Source organism: Bradyrhizobium oligotrophicum S58, assembly GCF_000344805.1.
In the GTDB taxonomy this organism is placed as follows: domain Bacteria; phylum Pseudomonadota; class Alphaproteobacteria; order Rhizobiales; family Xanthobacteraceae; genus Bradyrhizobium; species Bradyrhizobium oligotrophicum.
The window spans coordinates 7692061-7707857 of record NC_020453.1; the positions used below are offsets into that span (position 1 = coordinate 7692061).

Genomic DNA, 15797 nt, shown 5'->3' on the forward strand with positions numbered 1-15797 from the left:
AGTCCCGGCGGCCGCTTGCCGCCGTGCGCTTCCGCGCCGGCGTGACGTCGGACCGATCGCGGACGCCGCTCTATCCGCTGCAGCGCATTGGTCGCAGCTCGAAAAACCGGCTTGCCCTGTCCGGCCTCCGCGTGTAGATGGCGCGTGTCGCGAAAAGCGGCCGCGGCCTGCGGCCGAGTACAAGCCGTCCATCCGCCGTCCCGGCGTGGACCGGCCCAGCGTCTCCCAAACTCAATCGCCTGACGACCGTCAGGCTCCAGCGAGCAGCCGGCGCTTTTCAGCGTCGCTGGCTCGCGTGGATTGGAGCGCGCCATGAGCAAGCCTCTTGCCGTCATCTACCTCACCATCGTGCTCGATGCCGTCGGCATCGGGCTGATCTTTCCCATCCTGCCTTCGCTGCTGCAGGAGGTGACGCACGCCGACAACGTGGCGTCCACGCTCGGCATCCTGACTGCGCTCTACGCAGCCATGCAGTTCGTCTGCGCGCCGGTGCTCGGCTCGCTCAGCGACCGGCTCGGCCGGCGCCCGCTGCTGCTGGTCTCGCTGGCCGGCGCCACCGTCAACTATGTGTTCCTCGCCTTTGCATCCGATCTCTGGATGCTTCTGCTCGGCCGCGCCGTCGCCGGCGTCACCAGCGCCAACGTCTCGGTCGCCACCGCCTACATCACCGACATTTCCGCCGAGGAGGAGCGGGCCCGCCGCTTCGGACTTCTCAACGCGATGTTCGGCCTCGGATTCATCATCGGTCCCGTGCTTGGCGGCACGCTCGGCGATCATTGGCTGCGGCTGCCGTTCGTCGTGGCGGCGGTCCTGAACGGATGCAATCTCCTGCTGGCGCTTGCGACGTTGCCGGAGTCGCACGCGCCGAGCCGCGCGCCGATCGAGATCGCCGTCCTGAACCCGCTGCGGCCGCTGCGCTGGGCATTCTCGGCGAAAGGCCTGCTGCCCATCGTGGCCGTTTTCTTCCTGTTCAGCGCGACCGGCGAGGCCTACGGCGTCTGCTGGGCGCTGTGGGGCGGCGATACGTTCCGGTGGAACGGCCTGTGGATCGGCCTCTCGCTGGGCACCTTCGGCGTGTTCCAGACGCTCGCACAGGCATTCCTGCCCGGCCCCGCCGTGAGGCTGTTGAGCGAACGTGGCGCCATCCTCACCGGGATCGCCGGCGTCTGCATCGCCCTCACGTCGCTGGCATTCGCCAGCCGGAGCTGGATGGTGTTTGCCATCATGCCGATGTTCGCGCTCGGCGGCATCGGCGCGCCGGCCCTGCAGTCCATCGCCACGCGGCACGTGGACAGCGAACTGCAAGGACAGCTCCAGGGCGTCCTCGCCTCGACGGTGAGCCTCGCATCGATCGTTGCGCCACTCGGATTCTCCAGCATGTACTTCGTCGTCCGAGAGCAATGGCCCGGCGCCATCTGGCTGTCCGTCGTTGCCATCTACGTCCTCATCGTTCCCTTCGTCCTGTGGCTGCGGCCGGCCAAGGCGACATCCGGGCTCTGACGGTCTCGCGAGAGGCTCATGAGCGATGAGTTCCAGCGCCGCAGGATTTCGGAACGATCGCCGGCGCCGCCGGTTATCTCCGATGCTTCAGGTCGAAATCGCAAAGCCGCTCGTTCGAGCGATGAAGATCTATCGCCGCATGGCCAGACGTGATCTGGACGAGGGAACGCGGCGTGACGTCGCGCGCCACATTCGCAGGCTCGCCGAACAAGGCCTGCACGATCCCGGCCGGCTGACGGTCTGCGGCCTCAGCTACCTGCGCCAACTCGAACGGCAGCGAGCGTCCGAACGATCCTGATGGCCGGGATCAATTCCGTCCGCCAGCAGGCGGGGAACCCGCCTTCAAATGGCGCCGCGGCTGATCATTGCATCCAATTCGGTGCGGACCTGCGCGATCACCGGCGCATAGTCGCGGCGCTGGTCCTGGCGGAACAGGCGCATGCTCGGATACCACGGGCTGTCGTCGCGATCGAGCAGCCAGCGATAGTCCGGCACTGACGGCAGCAGAACCCAGGTCGGGCGGCCCAGCGCGGCGGCGAGATGCGCAACGCTGGTGTCGACGGTGATCACGAGATCGAGGCAGGAGACGAGTGCCGCGGTTTCGACGAAGTCGGTCAGATCCGCGGTGGGATCGATGATGTCGGTGCGCGCCAGCAGCGCCGGCCTGTCGTCTGCGCGCGGATCCTTCTGCAGACTGATGAAGGTCGCGGCGGCATCGAGGAGCGGCGCCAGGGCGCTGAACGGCATGGAGCGGGCGCGGTCGCGCGGATGTCGCGGATTGCCCGACCAGACGAGGCCGACCCGCAAGCGGTCATGTGCGCCGAGGCGTTGCGCCCAGGCCTCGACGCGCTCGGGCGGTGGCGCGGGAAGATAGCAGGTTTGCGCCGGGATGGTGTCGAGGCGGGTCCCGAACATCAGCGGCAGGCTGGTCAGCGGACAGTGAAAATCGTAAGGCGGCGCCGTCGTGGTCGATTTTGGCAGGCACAGCGCGACGCCGGGCAGCCTGGCGAGCAGCGGCTGCAGCTCGTCCTGGACCAGCAGGATCACGCGCGCGCCGCGTGCCGCCAGCAGCGGCACGTAGCGGGAGAACTGGATGACGTCGCCGAGACCTTCATCCGGGCAGACCAGGATGGTCTTGCCCGCGATCGGCTCGGCGCCCTGCCAGAGCGGTCCGGACAGCTTCGGATAACCCGCGACGAGGATCGGGATCTTCCAGCGCGCCGCCTCGCGGCCCGCCCAGCCGGCCTCGAAATTCCCGGTCAGCAGCTGCAGCAGCGCGAGATTCCATGCCGCGCCGGCATCATCGGGATCGGCGGCGGCAGCCCGCCGATAGCCGGCGATGGCGAGGTCGAACCGGCCAAGCTGCTCCAGCGCGATCGCCTTGTTCTTCAGCGCATGCGTGTCGCCGAGCGCGAAGGCCTTGTCGTAGGCGGACAGCGCCTGTTCGGATCGGCCGAGCGCCGACAGACAGTTTCCCAGCTGGTTGCAGAGATCGGCATTCGCCGGATCGAGCAGACGGAGACGTTCGAGATCGCCGAGGGCGTCGGCGTATCGTCCCAGGCTCAACCGCGCATTGGCGCGCAGGCTGAGCATCTGGACATCGCCCGGCTTCAGCACCTCACACCGGTCGAGAGCGACGAGCGCCTCCTCCGAACGCCCCGCCTGCTGCAGCAGGATCGCGAGCTTGCGCGCGGCATCCCACGCGCCGGGCGCGAGTTCGAGCGCATGCTGAAAGCTGAGGATCGCGTCATCAGATCGCTGCAGCTCGGCCAGCACCATGCCGAGATTTTGCCAGCGCTCTGCGTTGCCGGGCTCGAGCTCGGCCGCCTTCTGAAACGCCTTGAGGCCGTCGGCGCCGCGGCCCTGCTGCAGCAGCACGGTCCCGAGCGTGGTGAGATAGAGCGGCTTCGGCTCGCGCCGGATCGCGCCGGCGACCCATTCGACGGCGTGATCGAACTGTCCGGCCTGGATCGACAACAGCCCCATCAGATGCAGCGTGTCGGCATGGCCGGGATCGGTTGTCAGGATCTGCTGGCAACACAGCTGGGCATCGAGCTGCCGGCCGGCCCGCATGTGATCGAGAGCGGCCTGGTGCAGCTGAGCCGGGCTCTCGGGCGTCGCTCGACCGGTGTTGTCGCGCCCGGAAGCCGTCTCGATCTCGCGACCCTTCATTGCGCCACCCCAGATTGCCTTCGGTCCATGGGTATTTGATTCTCCCAGGGGCTGAAAGGATCTGCTCGCCCGGCCGCTCGCCGGCACCGCTTCGACCGCGGCAAGGCGTGATCTGCGCCGGTTTGCGCGGCGCGCGTCAGTTGGCGGTGATGGCGTGCAGATGCATGGCGAGCATGGCGTCGTGGTGCGCGTCGGTTGAATAGGAGGCGTAGGTCGCCGTCTCGTGATGGCTCGCGCCGGCATCGGTCGCGTTGGCGGCGGCCGCATCGGCATGCGCATTCGCGAGCACCTGCGCGGCGCCTGCCGCATCACCCAGCTTCGTCAGGCTGGCGGCCGTCTCCGCCGCGACGGCAGACGCGATCGCGACAGCCTGCTGCGGCGTCTGCGCCGGCGCGGCGACGCCCGCCGCATGCGGGATCTGCGCGAGCAGCGCCTGGGTATCCGGCGTCGAGATGTTGTAGCCGAGCGTCTCCAGCACCACGAGGTCGATCGGCGACAGCGTCTGCGACGTGGTGGGATTGTAGAACTCGTTCAGCGGATCGTGGGCGCCCTGGATGCCGGTGTTGAGGAAGTCGGCCGGATCCGACATCTGGCCGTAATCGGCAATCTTGGTGACGCCGCCGTCGAGCGAGAAGTACGCAGGCGGCGCCGAGCTGATGCTGTTGTTGATCAGATGCTGTCCCGGCTTGGTGAAATCGAACAGGTCGAAGACGTCGAGATTGCCCGGCGAGGGCACGCGTCCGAGCGCGTGCGACAATTCGTGCAGCGCGACGCCGACCAGCGACTGGGTCGGGATGTCGGTGTTGAAGACGGCGAAGCCATCCTCCGTCGTCGTGTTGTTCGGGTCGATCAGGCCGAGCACCTTGGCCTGCGCGTTGGCGACGAACACCTGCTGATGGCCCTGCACCGCCTTGGTGGTCGGCAGATTGTCGAACACGGTGTCGCCCGCCGCGGCGTGATCCTGCAGATCGGTCCTGAGCTGCGTGTAGTTGGCGAGCACGCCGTTGCTGACATTGGCGCCGGCGCCGCCGCCGGTGCCGGCAAAATCGATCGCGAGATTGACGGTGGCCTGGTCGGTGATCGCCGATGACAGGATCGCCGCGGCCTGCTCGACGCCGGCGCGGAAGCTCTCGGGCGCCGCGGCGGCCGCGGCATCGAAGGTGAGATTGAAGGTGAGTCCGCCGGTATGGACTGCGACCGTCTCCGAGCCGTCGGCATGCACGATCGGATCCGAGACGGCGCCCGCCGGCAGTACGAACGGCGACGCGGCCGCGGCCGCCGTGGCCGGCGTCTTTGGCGACGCCGGATCCGGCGCCATCAAGGCATCGGAGCTCAGTCCGAGCTGGTCATAGGTCAGCGTGTTCATTGGACGGACTCCTCTCACCCGTGCCCCGCGCCCAGCTGCGAGACATTCGCAATTGCCGGACCATCATCTGCAACTAAGTGAAAAGTCTGGCGGCGCCGGAACCATCTCGGGGCAGCCGCGCCATGGTTTGGATGCGGCATGGCGGCCCCGCCATGCTCCTGCCGCGCTGGTCACGCGCGATGAATGGAGGCAATCTGCCGCGGGCCTTCGCCCGCCATCCCGCCACACATTCAGCAGCTCCACCGAATCGAGAGACAGTCATGAAGATGCGTCCGCTCGGCCGTTCCGGCCTCCTCGTTCCGCCCATCTGCTTCGGCTGCAACGTGTTCGGCTGGACCGTGGACGAGGCGGCCTCGTTCAGACTGCTCGACAAGGTGCTGGACGCGGGGCTCAGCTTCCTCGACACCGCCGACGTCTATTCGCGCTGGGTACCGAGCCACACGGGCGGCGAGTCCGAGACCATCATCGGCAAATGGATGAAGCTGCGCGGCAACCGCGACAAGATCATTCTGGCCACCAAGGTCGGCATGGACATGGGCGACGGCAAGGTCGGGCTGAAGGCCGATTACATCGCCCGCGCGGTGGAGGACTCGCTGCGGCGGCTGCAGACCGAAATGATCGATCTCTATCAGTCGCACAAGGACGACGAGACCACGCCGCAGGAGGAGACGCTGGCGGCGTATGACAGACTGATCAAGGCCGGCAAGGTGCGCGTCATCGGCGCCTCGAACTTCTCGGCCGAACGGCTGCAGGCCGCGCTCGACATCGCCAAGGCCAATGGCCTGCCGCGCTATGAGAGCCTGCAACCGGAATACAGCCTTGCCGAGCGCGCGTCCTATGAGGGCGCGCTGCAGCGGGTGTGCGAGCAGAACGAGGTCGGCGTCATCACCTTCTTCTCGCTCGCCGCGGGCTTCCTCACCGGCAAGTACCGCTCGGAGGCCGACTACGGCAAGAGCCCGCGCGGCGCGCGCAGCGTGCCGAAATACATGAACGCGCGCGGCCTGCGCATCCTCGCCGCGCTGGACGCGGTCGCGAACGAAACCGGCGCACAGCCGGCGTCGATCGCGCTGGCCTGGCTGCTGGCCAAGCCGTCGGTGACCGCGCCGATCGCGAGCGCCACCAGGCCGGAGCAGGTCGACACGCTGGTCGCGGCAACGCAGCTCACGCTGACGAAGGACCAGGTCGCGCGGCTCGATGCCGCCAGCGCGAACTAACAACATCCTTGCTAACAACATCCTTGGCGGTCATTCCGGGCGCAGGTGCGCGCCCGGAATGACGCGCAGCCAATCCCGCGAAAGCTGCGTCCTCGCGGTGATACAACATCGACGCGCGCGCACCGCATTTCCAGCACAGGCGTGGAGCCGGTCAGGCCATTTTGAAGCTTCTTGGGCATCGCCACGGCGTGGCCAAAATTCAGCCCGGATCGAATTGCTAAGTGCACTGCCAAATTAGAATGAATCGAGGAAGCGTTCGGTGAATCGTGTCGCGCGCGTAACTGTTGGCGCATTCGTCGTTGCCATCGTATCATCATCTCTCCTGGCGCTGACCGGCAGCGTCCGAGCCCAGCAGCAGCGTGCGCCCGTGGCCGGAGCCCCCGTCGGCACCCTGCCCGATCGCGAGTCGCTCAATTCCGGCACCGTGACCGTCATCACCGCACCGATCGGCGGCCCGATGTCGGTGATGGGCTCGGACATGGCGGCGGTGCTCGACGAAGGCGAAAGCCTGCGCGTGCTGCCGATCCTCGGCAAGGGCTCGGCGCAGAACCTCGTCGACATCATCATGTTGAAGAACATCGACATGGGCTTCGTCGCCACCGATGCGCTGGAATTCGTCAAGACGGAATACAACATTCCGGACATCGCCCAGCGCGTGCGCTACATCGCCCAGCTGTTCCACAACGACGTCCACATCGTCGCGCGGCGCGAGATCCGCTCGCTGCAGGATCTCAACGGCAAGCGCGTGTTCGCCGAGCGCTCGATCGGCCTGCCCGCGGCGCGGACGATCTTCCGGCGGCTCGGCATCCAGGCCGACATCGATTCGCAGACCGATCCGACCGGCGGCCTGCAGAAGCTGATCGACGGCCAGGGCGATGCCTGGATCGCCTCGGTGTCCAAGGATGCACCGATCATCAAGGGCATCAAGAACGATGGCGGCCGGCTGCATCTGCTGGCCGTCCCCTACGACCACGCGCTGCAGGACATCTATCTGCCGTCGTCGTTCTCGTCCGAGGAATATCCGAACCTGGTGCCGCCAGGCACCAGGGTCGACGCGGTCGCGGCCTCCACCGTGCTGATGGTCTACAATTGGCCGGAGAACAGCGAGCGCTATCGCCGCACGGCGCGGTTCGTCGATGCGTTGTTCGGCAAGATCCAGGTGCTGCAGTCGCCGCCGCGGCATCCGAAATGGCGCGACACCGTGCTGTCGGCGCCGGTGCAGGGCCTGGTCCGCTTCAAGGCCGCGCAAGAATGGCTCGACGGCGCCCGCGCCATGCAGTCGCCGGCGCAGGACGGCAACCCGGCGGAATTCCGCAAGTTTCTCGACGAGCGCAAGGCGCAGGCGCGGATGTCGCCGGACGAGGCGGCGAGGCTCTACAGCGACTTCCTCAAATGGCAGCGGAGCAAGGAGCCGCGCTGAGACGGCGGCGACCTTCGGCGTCAGAGCGTCCACGCTCACAGGCTATTAGTCGCAGTGGTGGCGTTGAACACGTCGCCGCGCCTTACCAAAACGTGCAGAATAACCGAGCACAACCGCTGTAGCCGCGCGGCAACATCTCGAACATGTCTTGTTGTTGCGTAGTATTTCCGAAAGCGCACGCTGCATTTCAGATGTTACGGTTCCCGCCAGGGAACAGTGACTGCGTAGTTGGGGCGTGGAAATGCAAGTGCAAGTTGGGCAGGTGGTTCGTGCGTCATCCGAACGCGGCACACATCGTCGCCGGCGCTGCTGGGAGAGCAGCGTGTCCGCGCTGGCTCTCGGGATCGCGGTATTGGCGCTCGGCACCGGCGCGGCCCATGCCGACTGTACGCCGGCCGCCGCCGACGGCGTGACCGCGACCTGTTCCGGCCCCACGACGGGTCAGGGCGCTGGCGCGCCCGGAACGAACACCAGCACCTTCGGCTACGGCACCGGCATCGAGACGGCGATCGCCGTCAACGTTGCAGCCGGAGCCACGGTGACCGGCTCGGATGCGGGCATCAACATCCATGACGGAAGCATCATCAATGCCGGAGCCATCACCGGCATCGGGTGGAATGGCTCCAGGGCTACACCCTGACCATCTCGAATGCAGCCGGTGCCACCATCACGGGACACAACAACGCCATCGAGGGCTATTCATCCTTCATCATCGTCAATTCCGGCACCATTTCCGGCGCAGCAGGCTTTGTCAGTCCTTTTGGTTTGGGGACGATCACGAACCTCGCTGGAGGTGTCATCAGCGGCACGAATCTCGGCATCGGCGGCGGCAACGGCGTCCTCGCGGTTTTCAATTCGGGCACGATCAGCAGCCCAGGAGGGGGCGGTGTCTTCCTCGGCAGCAACTCGCTGATCTACAATGACGGCACGATCAGCGGCGGCGGCTATGGCATTTCGGCCTCCGGTTCCTCGATCATCAATGCCGGCACGATCAATGGCGGGATCAGCTTCTTTGGCCCCGGCAACACGCTGACGCTCGCACCGGGCTCGGTCATCAACGGCCTCGTCGGCGGAAGTGCCAACAACACGCTGCAGCTCGGCGGCAGCGGCAGCTCGACCTTCGACATCTCGCAGCTCGGCGCGGCCGCGCAGTATCGCGACTTCTCCACCTTCGACAAGGTCGGCTCCTCGGCCTGGACCCTGACCGGCACCAGCACCTACGCCGGCGCCGTCAACGTCAATGCCGGCACCTTGCGCATCGACGGCAATTTTGCTTCCGCCAGCGGCCTCACCGTGAACACAGGCGGCACGCTGAGCGGCATCGGCACCGTCGGCGGCACGACCGTCGCGAGCGGCGGCATCCTGGCGCCCGGCAACGGCGTCGCCGGCACTTCGCTCGGCGTCTCCGGCAATCTCGCCTTCCAGTCCGGCGCGATCTACCTGGTGCAGGTCTCGCCCACGACCGCGTCGACGACGAATGTCAGCGGCACCGCCACGCTCGGCGGCGCGACCGTTAACATCGCCTTCGCGCCGGGCAGCTATGTCGCCAAGACCTACACCATCCTCACCGCGAGCGGCGGCGTCTCCGGCAGTTTCGCGCCGACCGTCACCACCACGGGCACGGCCACGCTCACGAGGTCGCTCAGCTATGACGCCAACAACGTCTATCTGAACGTCGCGCTGGGCTATGGCGGCATCCCCGGCCTGAACGGCAATCAGCGCGCCGCCGGCGACGCCCTGACCAACGCCTTCAATGCCGGCGGCGGCATTTCCGCGGCCTACGCATCGCTGACGCCGGCCGGCCTGTCGCAGGCCGCCGGCCAGCTCGGCACGTCGTCGCAGCAGACGACGTTCGGCGCGATGGCGCAGTTCATGGGTCTGTTGACCGATCCGGCGCAGCGCGGCGGCACGATGGGCGCTCAAGGCGGCGCTACGGGCTATGCCGAGGACGACGACCGCGCCAGCGCCTCTGCGGCACGTCGGGGCGGCGACGCCTTCGCGATGGCCACCAAGGCGCCGGCCGCGCCGTTCGCGTCGCGCTGGAGCATGTGGGCCGCCGGCTTCGGCGGGTCGCAGACCACGGACGGCAATGCGGCCGCGGGCTCGACCAACACGGCGAGCAACCTCTACGGCACGGCCGTCGGCGCCGACTACCAGTTCTCTCCGAATACGCTGGCCGGCTTCGCGCTCGCGGGCGGCGGCACCAGCTTCAACGTCACCGGCCAGGGCTGGGGCCGCTCCGACCTGTTCCAGGCCGGCGCCTATCTGCGTCACGTGCAAGGCCCGGCCTATGTCTCCGCGACGCTCGCCTATGGCTGGCAGTCGGTCACGACCGACCGCATCGTCACCGTTGCCGGCAGCGATCATCTGAGCGCCGCGTTCAACGCCAACGCCTATTCCGGCCGCATCGAGGCCGGCACGCGCTTCGTCTCGCCCTGGATCGGCGGCATCGGCTTCACGCCTTATGCCGCGGCCCAGGTGACGGCCCTGGATCTGCCGGGCTATGCCGAGCGCACAGTCTCTGGCAGCGGCGCCTTCGCGCTCGCCTATGCGGCCCGGACATCGACCGACACGCGCACCGAGCTCGGCCTGCGCAGCGACAAATCCTATGCCATGCAGGACGCCGTGCTGACCCTGCGCGGCCGCGCAGCGTGGGCGCACGACTTCAACCCGAACCGCGCGGTCACGGCGACGTTCCAGGCGCTGCCGGCCGCGAGCTTCGTCGTCAACGGCGCGGCGCAGGCCAGCGAATCCGCACTGACCACCGCCTCGGCCGAGCTGAAATGGACGAACGGCTGGGCGGCGGCCGCGACCTTCGAGGGCGAGTTCTCGAACGTCACGCGCTCCTACGCCGGCAAGGGCGTCGTCCGCTACGCCTGGTAAGGCCGCTCGCCGTCGATCGTCGTCGCAATTCCGGTCTCGATCCCGGCGGGCGCCATAAGCGGATGCGCGAGATGACACAGCTGAACTCTCTCATCATCGACCGCTTCGGTGCGGCTACCGAGATGCCGAATCCGATCAACCAGTCCGGAGCAAGCGCTGCTGGCTTGGCTCTGCGCCGAGCTACGAGCGTCAGGCTACGATGCGATCGAGCCTGATGCTGACGCTTGGTCGTCAGGAGCGCGCCAGCGGCCCGGCCTTTTCGACCGTGCGCACGGCCGGCCAAGCCGCCCCTCTTGCAACCGGCGCGCCTTGCTGAGGCGCCGCAGGCGCGAAGCTCAGCCGGACCGTCGTGCCGCCGCCGGGCGTCTCACGGAGCTCGACGCGGCCATGATGCGTGGCCATGACCTGCGAAACGATGGAAAGCCCGAGCCCCATGCCTTCGCCGCGGGCCTGCCCGCGCTCGAACGGCTGCAGCAGGCGCTCGGGCTGATCCGACTGCAGGCCCGGCCCGGAATCGATCACGCTCAGGCTTGCTGCCGCGTCGACGTCGACGAGAATGGGACCACCGGCGCCAGCATGCGTGACGGCGTTCCTGATCAGGTTCGAGAGCGCGACCGCGAGGGCAGGCTCCGAGCCCTGGATCCACACCGGAGCGTCGGATCCGGCAAAGCCGAGCTCCAGCCCGGCCTGCAGCGCCATCGGCACGTGCTCGGCCGTAACGCGCCGCGCCAGCGCGACCAGATCGATCTCGGTCAGCTCGACCGGCTCCATCGAAATCCGCGCCAGTTGCAGGAGCATGGTGACGATCGATGACAGCTTCTGATTCTCGGCAACGAGCCTCGCGCGCAGTCCCGCATCCTGGACCGCTTCGAGCGCGGTCCGCGCATTGGTCAGCGGGGTCCGCAGCTCATGGGCGGCGTTGGACAGGAAGTTGCGCTGCGCCTCGGCGGCATGGTCGATGCGCGACAATGCGCGGTTGAACGCCGCGATCAGCGGCAGCAATTCGGCCGGCGCATCGCCCTCGGGCAGCCGGCGGCCATCCGGCACGCCGTCGATCATCTCGGCCGCGCTCGCCACCGTGCGAACCGGGCGCGCGATCAGCGTCGGCACGAACACCAGGGCCGCGAACACCGTCGCCAGCAGCACCAGGATGATGGGAAGCGCAACGATCGTCGCATCGGTCAGCGTGCCGAGCATCAGTTGCGTCGACGTATAGGCCACGCCGCCGGTCTCGATCAGGACCTCGCCGACCGACGTATTCCGGACGGCGGTCATGCGCTTCAGACGAAGGGTCTCGCCGTCGATCGCATAAGCCAGGAAGCTGGTGCCGTCCTGTGCTGCCGCAGGCTTCTGCGGGCGCCATTTCGGGAGTGGCCCGAAACTGACCTCGCCGCTCTTGTCCGACACGACATACCAGAACGTCGGAAAATCCTGGATGATCCTGTCGAGACGGGGAGTCGGCTTGACGAGCAGTCGACCGCTGGCATCGCGGGAAACCGCCTCCTTCAACGCATCGGCGACATCGGCGGCGCCCCACGTGCCGTCATCGTCGCCACCGAAGCGGATCAGCAGGGCGGCAGCGCAGATCAGCATGATGGTGCTGACGACCCCGATCAACGTCGCGGAGAGCAAGGTGATGGAGCGACGGATACGGGTGAGCTTCTGCCACTTGCGCATCCGTCACTCGCCACTCAGGAGATAGCCGAGGCCGCGCACCGGCCTGATCGCGGCCTTGCAATTGGCTTCGCGCAGGCGGCGGCGCAGCCGGGAGACATGCGCCTCGATCGCATTCGACTGGATCTCGTCCTCGAAGCCATAGGCTGCGGATTCGAGCGTCTCGCGCAGGACCACCCGCCCGCTGCGGCGGACCAGCGCCTCGAGGATCGCCAACTCGCGCCGCGGCACGACGATGGGAGCCTGATCGACGCAGACCGCGCGATTGACGACGTCGTAGCTCAGATTGGCAATGGAAACCATCGCGCCGCGGTCGAGAAACAGGCGGCGCAGCACCGCCCTCGCCCGCGCGACCAGTTCGATCGGCTCGAATGGCTTGGCGACGTAATCGTCCGCGCCCTCATCCAGCGCACGTGCGATGTCGACGGGATCGTCGAGCGCGGTCAGCACGACGGTCGCCGGACTCGGCTGTTGCTGCCGCAGGTGCGGCAACAGCGCCAGCCCGTCACCGTCCGGAAGGCCGCGGTCGATCACCACGAGCTCGAAACTGCGCACGGCGATCGCAGCCCGCGCCTCGTCGAGGGTGGTGACGATATCCGACGAGCCGAAGGCCGTCGCGAGCGCGTCCCGCAGCCAGATCCCCAGCTGGGGGTCATCCTCAACGACCAGAACGCGCACGCCATTCTCCCGCAACATCGACACCTGCGTGTTCCTATCATTACGGACGGATTACAATAGGATTACGTCGACCGCGCTCTGGTACCGCTATTTCAAGCGACCGACCGAAAATTGAATTGTTCTGCCCCGTGCCGCCCGGGCGCAACTTTTCTTCCCGTGTGCTCCATGCGGCGCCGCCGACGGGTGCAACGCCTCCTTTCGTGTCCCATCCCGACAGTCTCCGGTTGTAGAACGAACAGCTTCTCAGCCGGCGCGATTGCAGTCGTATGACGGACGATGCCGCTGTGAACCGATTTGCAATCGGCCAGCGCGTACGTGATGAAATGTCAGCTTTTCGTAATCGTCTCGACCGAGACTCACGCGTTCAACAATGGCCGAGGATTCGCCCGTATGGAGCCTGACGCATGATCGACCGGACACGTCGGGCGGTCCCGATCCCATCATCAGTTGCGGCGCGATCTTCGTCGTCCCGCCAATTCCTTGACTGCCACACGCCTCGGCCTACGTCGCACGCGTGCTGCCGACGCCTCGCGGCCGCTGACCGAACGTCGCGTCCGGCGCACCATCTTTGATGCACACCGACATGCTCCATGACTTTGCGTTCTCGGCGCTCGCCGAACGGTCGGACAGCCAGCCGGCGGCGTGGCGCCGTCCATTCCTGCGCTGGTTGGACGGCATCGAGGCCGGCTGGGCCATACCATTGCTGCTGGCGTGCTTCGTGATCGTCTGGACGATCTATCTGTCGATCGCCTATGCCGGCGCCGGCCTGCATCCCGACGTTCTGGAGACGTGGACATTCGGACGACAGTTCGGCTGGGGCTACAACAAGCATCCGCCACTGATGGGCTGGGTCGCCGGTGGCTGGACCGCCGTATTCCCCTTGTCCGACTGGTCATTTCACCTGATGGCGATGACCAACGCGGCGCTGGCGCTGTGGTTCGTCGACCTCGTTTCGCGCCGCTTCGTGACCGGGGACAAGCGGGTGATCGTGCTGCTGCTGCTGATGTTGACGCCCGCCTATCAGTTTCACGCGCAGCGCTTCAACGCGAACTCGGTGCAGCTGGCGACATGGCCGCTGGCCACCTACTGCTTCCTGCGCGCGTTCGAAACGCGAGCGATGCTCTGGTCGATCGCAGCAGGCCTCACGACCGCGCTCGCTGTGCTGGGCAAGTACTATTCGATCTTTCTGGTGATGAGCTTCGCATTCGCGGCAATGGCGCATCCGCAGCGCCGTGCCTACTTCACGTCGGCTTCGCCATGGATCTCGACGGCGGCCGGGCTAGCCGCGCTGTCGATGCATCTCGACTGGCTCGTCGCCACCGATGCAGCGCCCATCCAGCACGCGCTGATGCACGCCAAATCCAACCTGTGCACGTCCCTGCGGGATTCCGTGTTCTTCCTGCTGGGGCTCGTCGCCGCGATGGCGGTGGCGGCCGTGACCTGGATCATCGTTGCCGGGGCCAGGATCAGGCAATTCCCCGCAGAGATGGCTGCGCTGAACGATGGCCTCCGGCTGCTGGCGTACGTCGCCGTCGGTTCGGTCGGACTGCCCGTCGTCAACGCGCTGATCATGGGAACCGACCTGCCATCCTTGTGGGCGCTTCAAGGACTGTTCTTGTTCGTGGTCGTCGTCGTATGCGGCGCGAGCTATCGGATCGAACGATTCTACACCGTCAACCTGGCGATGCTGACGGCCGGAGTCGCCATCGCAGCCGCGATCATCGCCGCTCCACTGCACGCTCTCTATCGCAACAATCACGGCTATGAAGAAGGCCGCACCTTCTATCAGCAGACGGCGCAGGAAGCGACGCGGCAATGGCGGGAGTTGACCGGCAGGCCCCTCGCGCATGTCGGCGGCACCGAAAGCCTTGCGCTTGCGACCACCTTCTATAGCGACGATCACCCTTCCTACGGCCTCCCCACCACAGCTCGTCAACCGATTTCGGACAGCCCGGCCGAGGCGAATGACGACCGCGGCTGGGTCTCGCTGTGCTTCCGGGACCAGACGGATTGCATCGCAGCCGCGGAATCGGCCGCTCGCCCAGGGGACTACGTCAAACGCGAGTTCGTGGTGCAGGCCCGACTGTTCGGATGGACCGGATGCACGCGGACGGTGGTCGCATTCCTGGTGACACGCTAAGGCGGCGCGCAGCCCGACCGCACCAACCATCGTTCGACGGCTTCGAGTCAGCCGGCAGTCGAACCGCCGACGGCGCTCCGCTACTGACCCTGCCGCTGCGCGTCCGTGTTTCCGCGCCAGCGGGACCAGATGCGTGCCTGCGCAATCTTCGAGGCATCGATGGTTTTGCCGTTGCCGACGTCTTGCGATCGGATAACGCCGGCGATGGCCACCTCGACGACGGCGCCGCCGATCTGCGCCGCGCGCCGTCCCTCGATCGCAAGACGACCGTCCGGCAACACCTGCGTGATCACGGCGGCCACGCTCATGCGCCTCGGGTCTCGGCGCGACGCCGTCAATTGGCCTGCGGCGCTGCCCGGCCCCGCGCTTCTCGGCTCTCCGGCTCCAACCGTCTGCTGTTTGGGCGCGCTGGAGACAATCATGCGCTCGTCGACATTGACGTCAACCGTCAGGATGTCGCCAATCTGCGCTGAGCGCCGCGTCCTGGAAACGACGCGGGATTCGCTTCGCTGCTGCGATGGAGGATGCGCCGGAACCGGCGCGATCAGTGAGGCCGCCGGAGCCGGCTCCGTGTCCGGACGAGGCGCAGCCTCACTGGACGGCGGCACTTCCGAAGACGATGGACCGTCGAGTTGAGCGCAGCCGCCTGCCAATCCGAAGGCACCGACGGCCATGAGCGTGCGTGCGACGCTGCGAACCATCACGCGCGGCCTCGCGCAGAGATGGACCGATCGATCAGGAGAGAGCGAG

12 protein-coding genes are annotated in these 15797 nt (G+C 67.0%); 7 read left to right on the forward strand and 5 right to left on the reverse strand.

Annotated features, from left to right (window positions below; all coding sequences use genetic code 11):
* Positions 1–312: 312 nt before the first annotated feature.
* Positions 313–1500: a TCR/Tet family MFS transporter gene (locus S58_RS33300; protein WP_015669840.1), complete on the forward strand. Its 1188-nt coding sequence runs from the start codon at positions 313–315 to the stop codon at positions 1498–1500.
* 25 nt (positions 1501–1525) lie between these two features.
* Positions 1526–1798 carry a hypothetical protein gene (locus S58_RS33305; protein ID WP_144058439.1) on the forward strand — a complete coding sequence of 91 codons (273 nt, stop codon included), beginning with the start codon at positions 1526–1528 and terminating at the stop codon, positions 1796–1798.
* A gap of 44 nt (positions 1799–1842) precedes the next feature.
* On the opposite strand, the gene S58_RS33310 is transcribed toward S58_RS33305, so the two are convergent.
* Positions 1843–3672 (reverse strand): tetratricopeptide repeat protein, encoded by a 1830-nt coding sequence (locus tag S58_RS33310; protein WP_015669841.1) that lies wholly within the window; start codon positions 3670–3672, stop codon positions 1843–1845.
* Positions 3673–3808: 136 nt separating this feature from the next.
* Positions 3809–5038, reverse strand: coding sequence for an NF038122 family metalloprotease (locus S58_RS33315; RefSeq protein WP_015669842.1), 1230 nt, complete (start codon positions 5036–5038; stop codon positions 3809–3811).
* A gap of 260 nt (positions 5039–5298) precedes the next feature.
* Here S58_RS33315 and S58_RS33320 point away from each other — a divergent pair, with 260 nt between their 5' ends.
* The 4 genes from S58_RS33320 to S58_RS33335 all read left to right on the forward strand — a co-directional run bounded on the left by S58_RS33320 (position 5299) and on the right by S58_RS33335 (position 10555).
* On the forward strand, positions 5299–6252 hold the full coding sequence (locus S58_RS33320) for an aldo/keto reductase (RefSeq protein WP_015669843.1): 954 nt from the start codon (positions 5299–5301) through the stop codon (positions 6250–6252).
* 259 nt (positions 6253–6511) lie between these two features.
* Positions 6512–7672 (forward strand): TAXI family TRAP transporter solute-binding subunit, encoded by a 1161-nt coding sequence (locus tag S58_RS33325; protein WP_015669844.1) that lies wholly within the window; start codon positions 6512–6514, stop codon positions 7670–7672.
* 322 nt (positions 7673–7994) lie between these two features.
* A complete protein-coding gene (locus S58_RS39250; RefSeq protein ID WP_015669845.1) occupies positions 7995–8312 on the forward strand; it encodes a hypothetical protein in 318 nt (105 codons plus the stop codon).
* Complete coding sequence (locus tag S58_RS33335) at positions 8285–10555, forward strand: autotransporter outer membrane beta-barrel domain-containing protein (RefSeq protein WP_015669846.1); 2271 nt, start codon at positions 8285–8287, stop codon at positions 10553–10555. The genes S58_RS39250 and S58_RS33335 overlap by 28 nt, the downstream gene beginning before the upstream one ends.
* A 231-nt stretch (positions 10556–10786) precedes the next feature.
* On the opposite strand, the gene S58_RS33340 is transcribed toward S58_RS33335, so the two are convergent.
* Together S58_RS33340 and S58_RS33345 are read right to left on the reverse strand one after the other, a co-directional pair.
* Complete coding sequence (locus S58_RS33340) at positions 10787–12232, reverse strand: sensor histidine kinase (protein WP_015669847.1); 1446 nt, start codon at positions 12230–12232, stop codon at positions 10787–10789.
* Positions 12233–12235: 3 nt separating this feature from the next.
* Positions 12236–12907 carry a response regulator gene (locus S58_RS33345; RefSeq protein ID WP_042341068.1) on the reverse strand — a complete coding sequence of 224 codons (672 nt, stop codon included), beginning with the start codon at positions 12905–12907 and terminating at the stop codon, positions 12236–12238.
* Between the two features lie 583 nt (positions 12908–13490).
* On the opposite strand from S58_RS33345, the gene S58_RS33350 reads away from it, so the two are divergent.
* Positions 13491–15047, forward strand: a complete 1557-nt coding sequence (locus S58_RS33350; RefSeq protein ID WP_042341069.1) for a glycosyltransferase family 39 protein — start codon at positions 13491–13493, stop codon at positions 15045–15047.
* A gap of 80 nt (positions 15048–15127) precedes the next feature.
* Here the strand turns inward: S58_RS33350 and S58_RS33355 are convergent, their stop codons facing one another.
* A complete protein-coding gene (locus S58_RS33355; RefSeq protein ID WP_042340388.1) occupies positions 15128–15748 on the reverse strand; it encodes a flagellar basal body L-ring protein FlgH in 621 nt (206 codons plus the stop codon).
* Positions 15749–15797 lie beyond the last annotated feature (49 nt).

Bases quoted from the DNA above. Each gene is read 5' to 3' on its own strand.
- S58_RS33300 (WP_015669840.1), top strand. From the start codon at position 313: ATGAGCAAGCCTCTTGCCGTCATCTACCTCACCATCGTGCTCGATGCC.
- S58_RS33305 (WP_144058439.1), top strand. From the start codon at position 1,526: ATGAGTTCCAGCGCCGCAGGATTTCGGAACGATCGCCGGCGCCGCCGG.
- S58_RS33310 (WP_015669841.1), bottom strand. From the start codon at position 3,672: ATGAAGGGTCGCGAGATCGAGACGGCTTCCGGGCGCGACAACACCGGT.
- S58_RS33315 (WP_015669842.1), bottom strand. From the start codon at position 5,038: ATGAACACGCTGACCTATGACCAGCTCGGACTGAGCTCCGATGCCTTG.
- S58_RS33320 (WP_015669843.1), top strand. From the start codon at position 5,299: ATGAAGATGCGTCCGCTCGGCCGTTCCGGCCTCCTCGTTCCGCCCATC.
- S58_RS33340 (WP_015669847.1), bottom strand. From the start codon at position 12,232: ATGCGCAAGTGGCAGAAGCTCACCCGTATCCGTCGCTCCATCACCTTG.
- S58_RS33350 (WP_042341069.1), top strand. From the start codon at position 13,491: ATGCTCCATGACTTTGCGTTCTCGGCGCTCGCCGAACGGTCGGACAGC.
- S58_RS33355 (WP_042340388.1), bottom strand. From the start codon at position 15,748: ATGGTTCGCAGCGTCGCACGCACGCTCATGGCCGTCGGTGCCTTCGGA.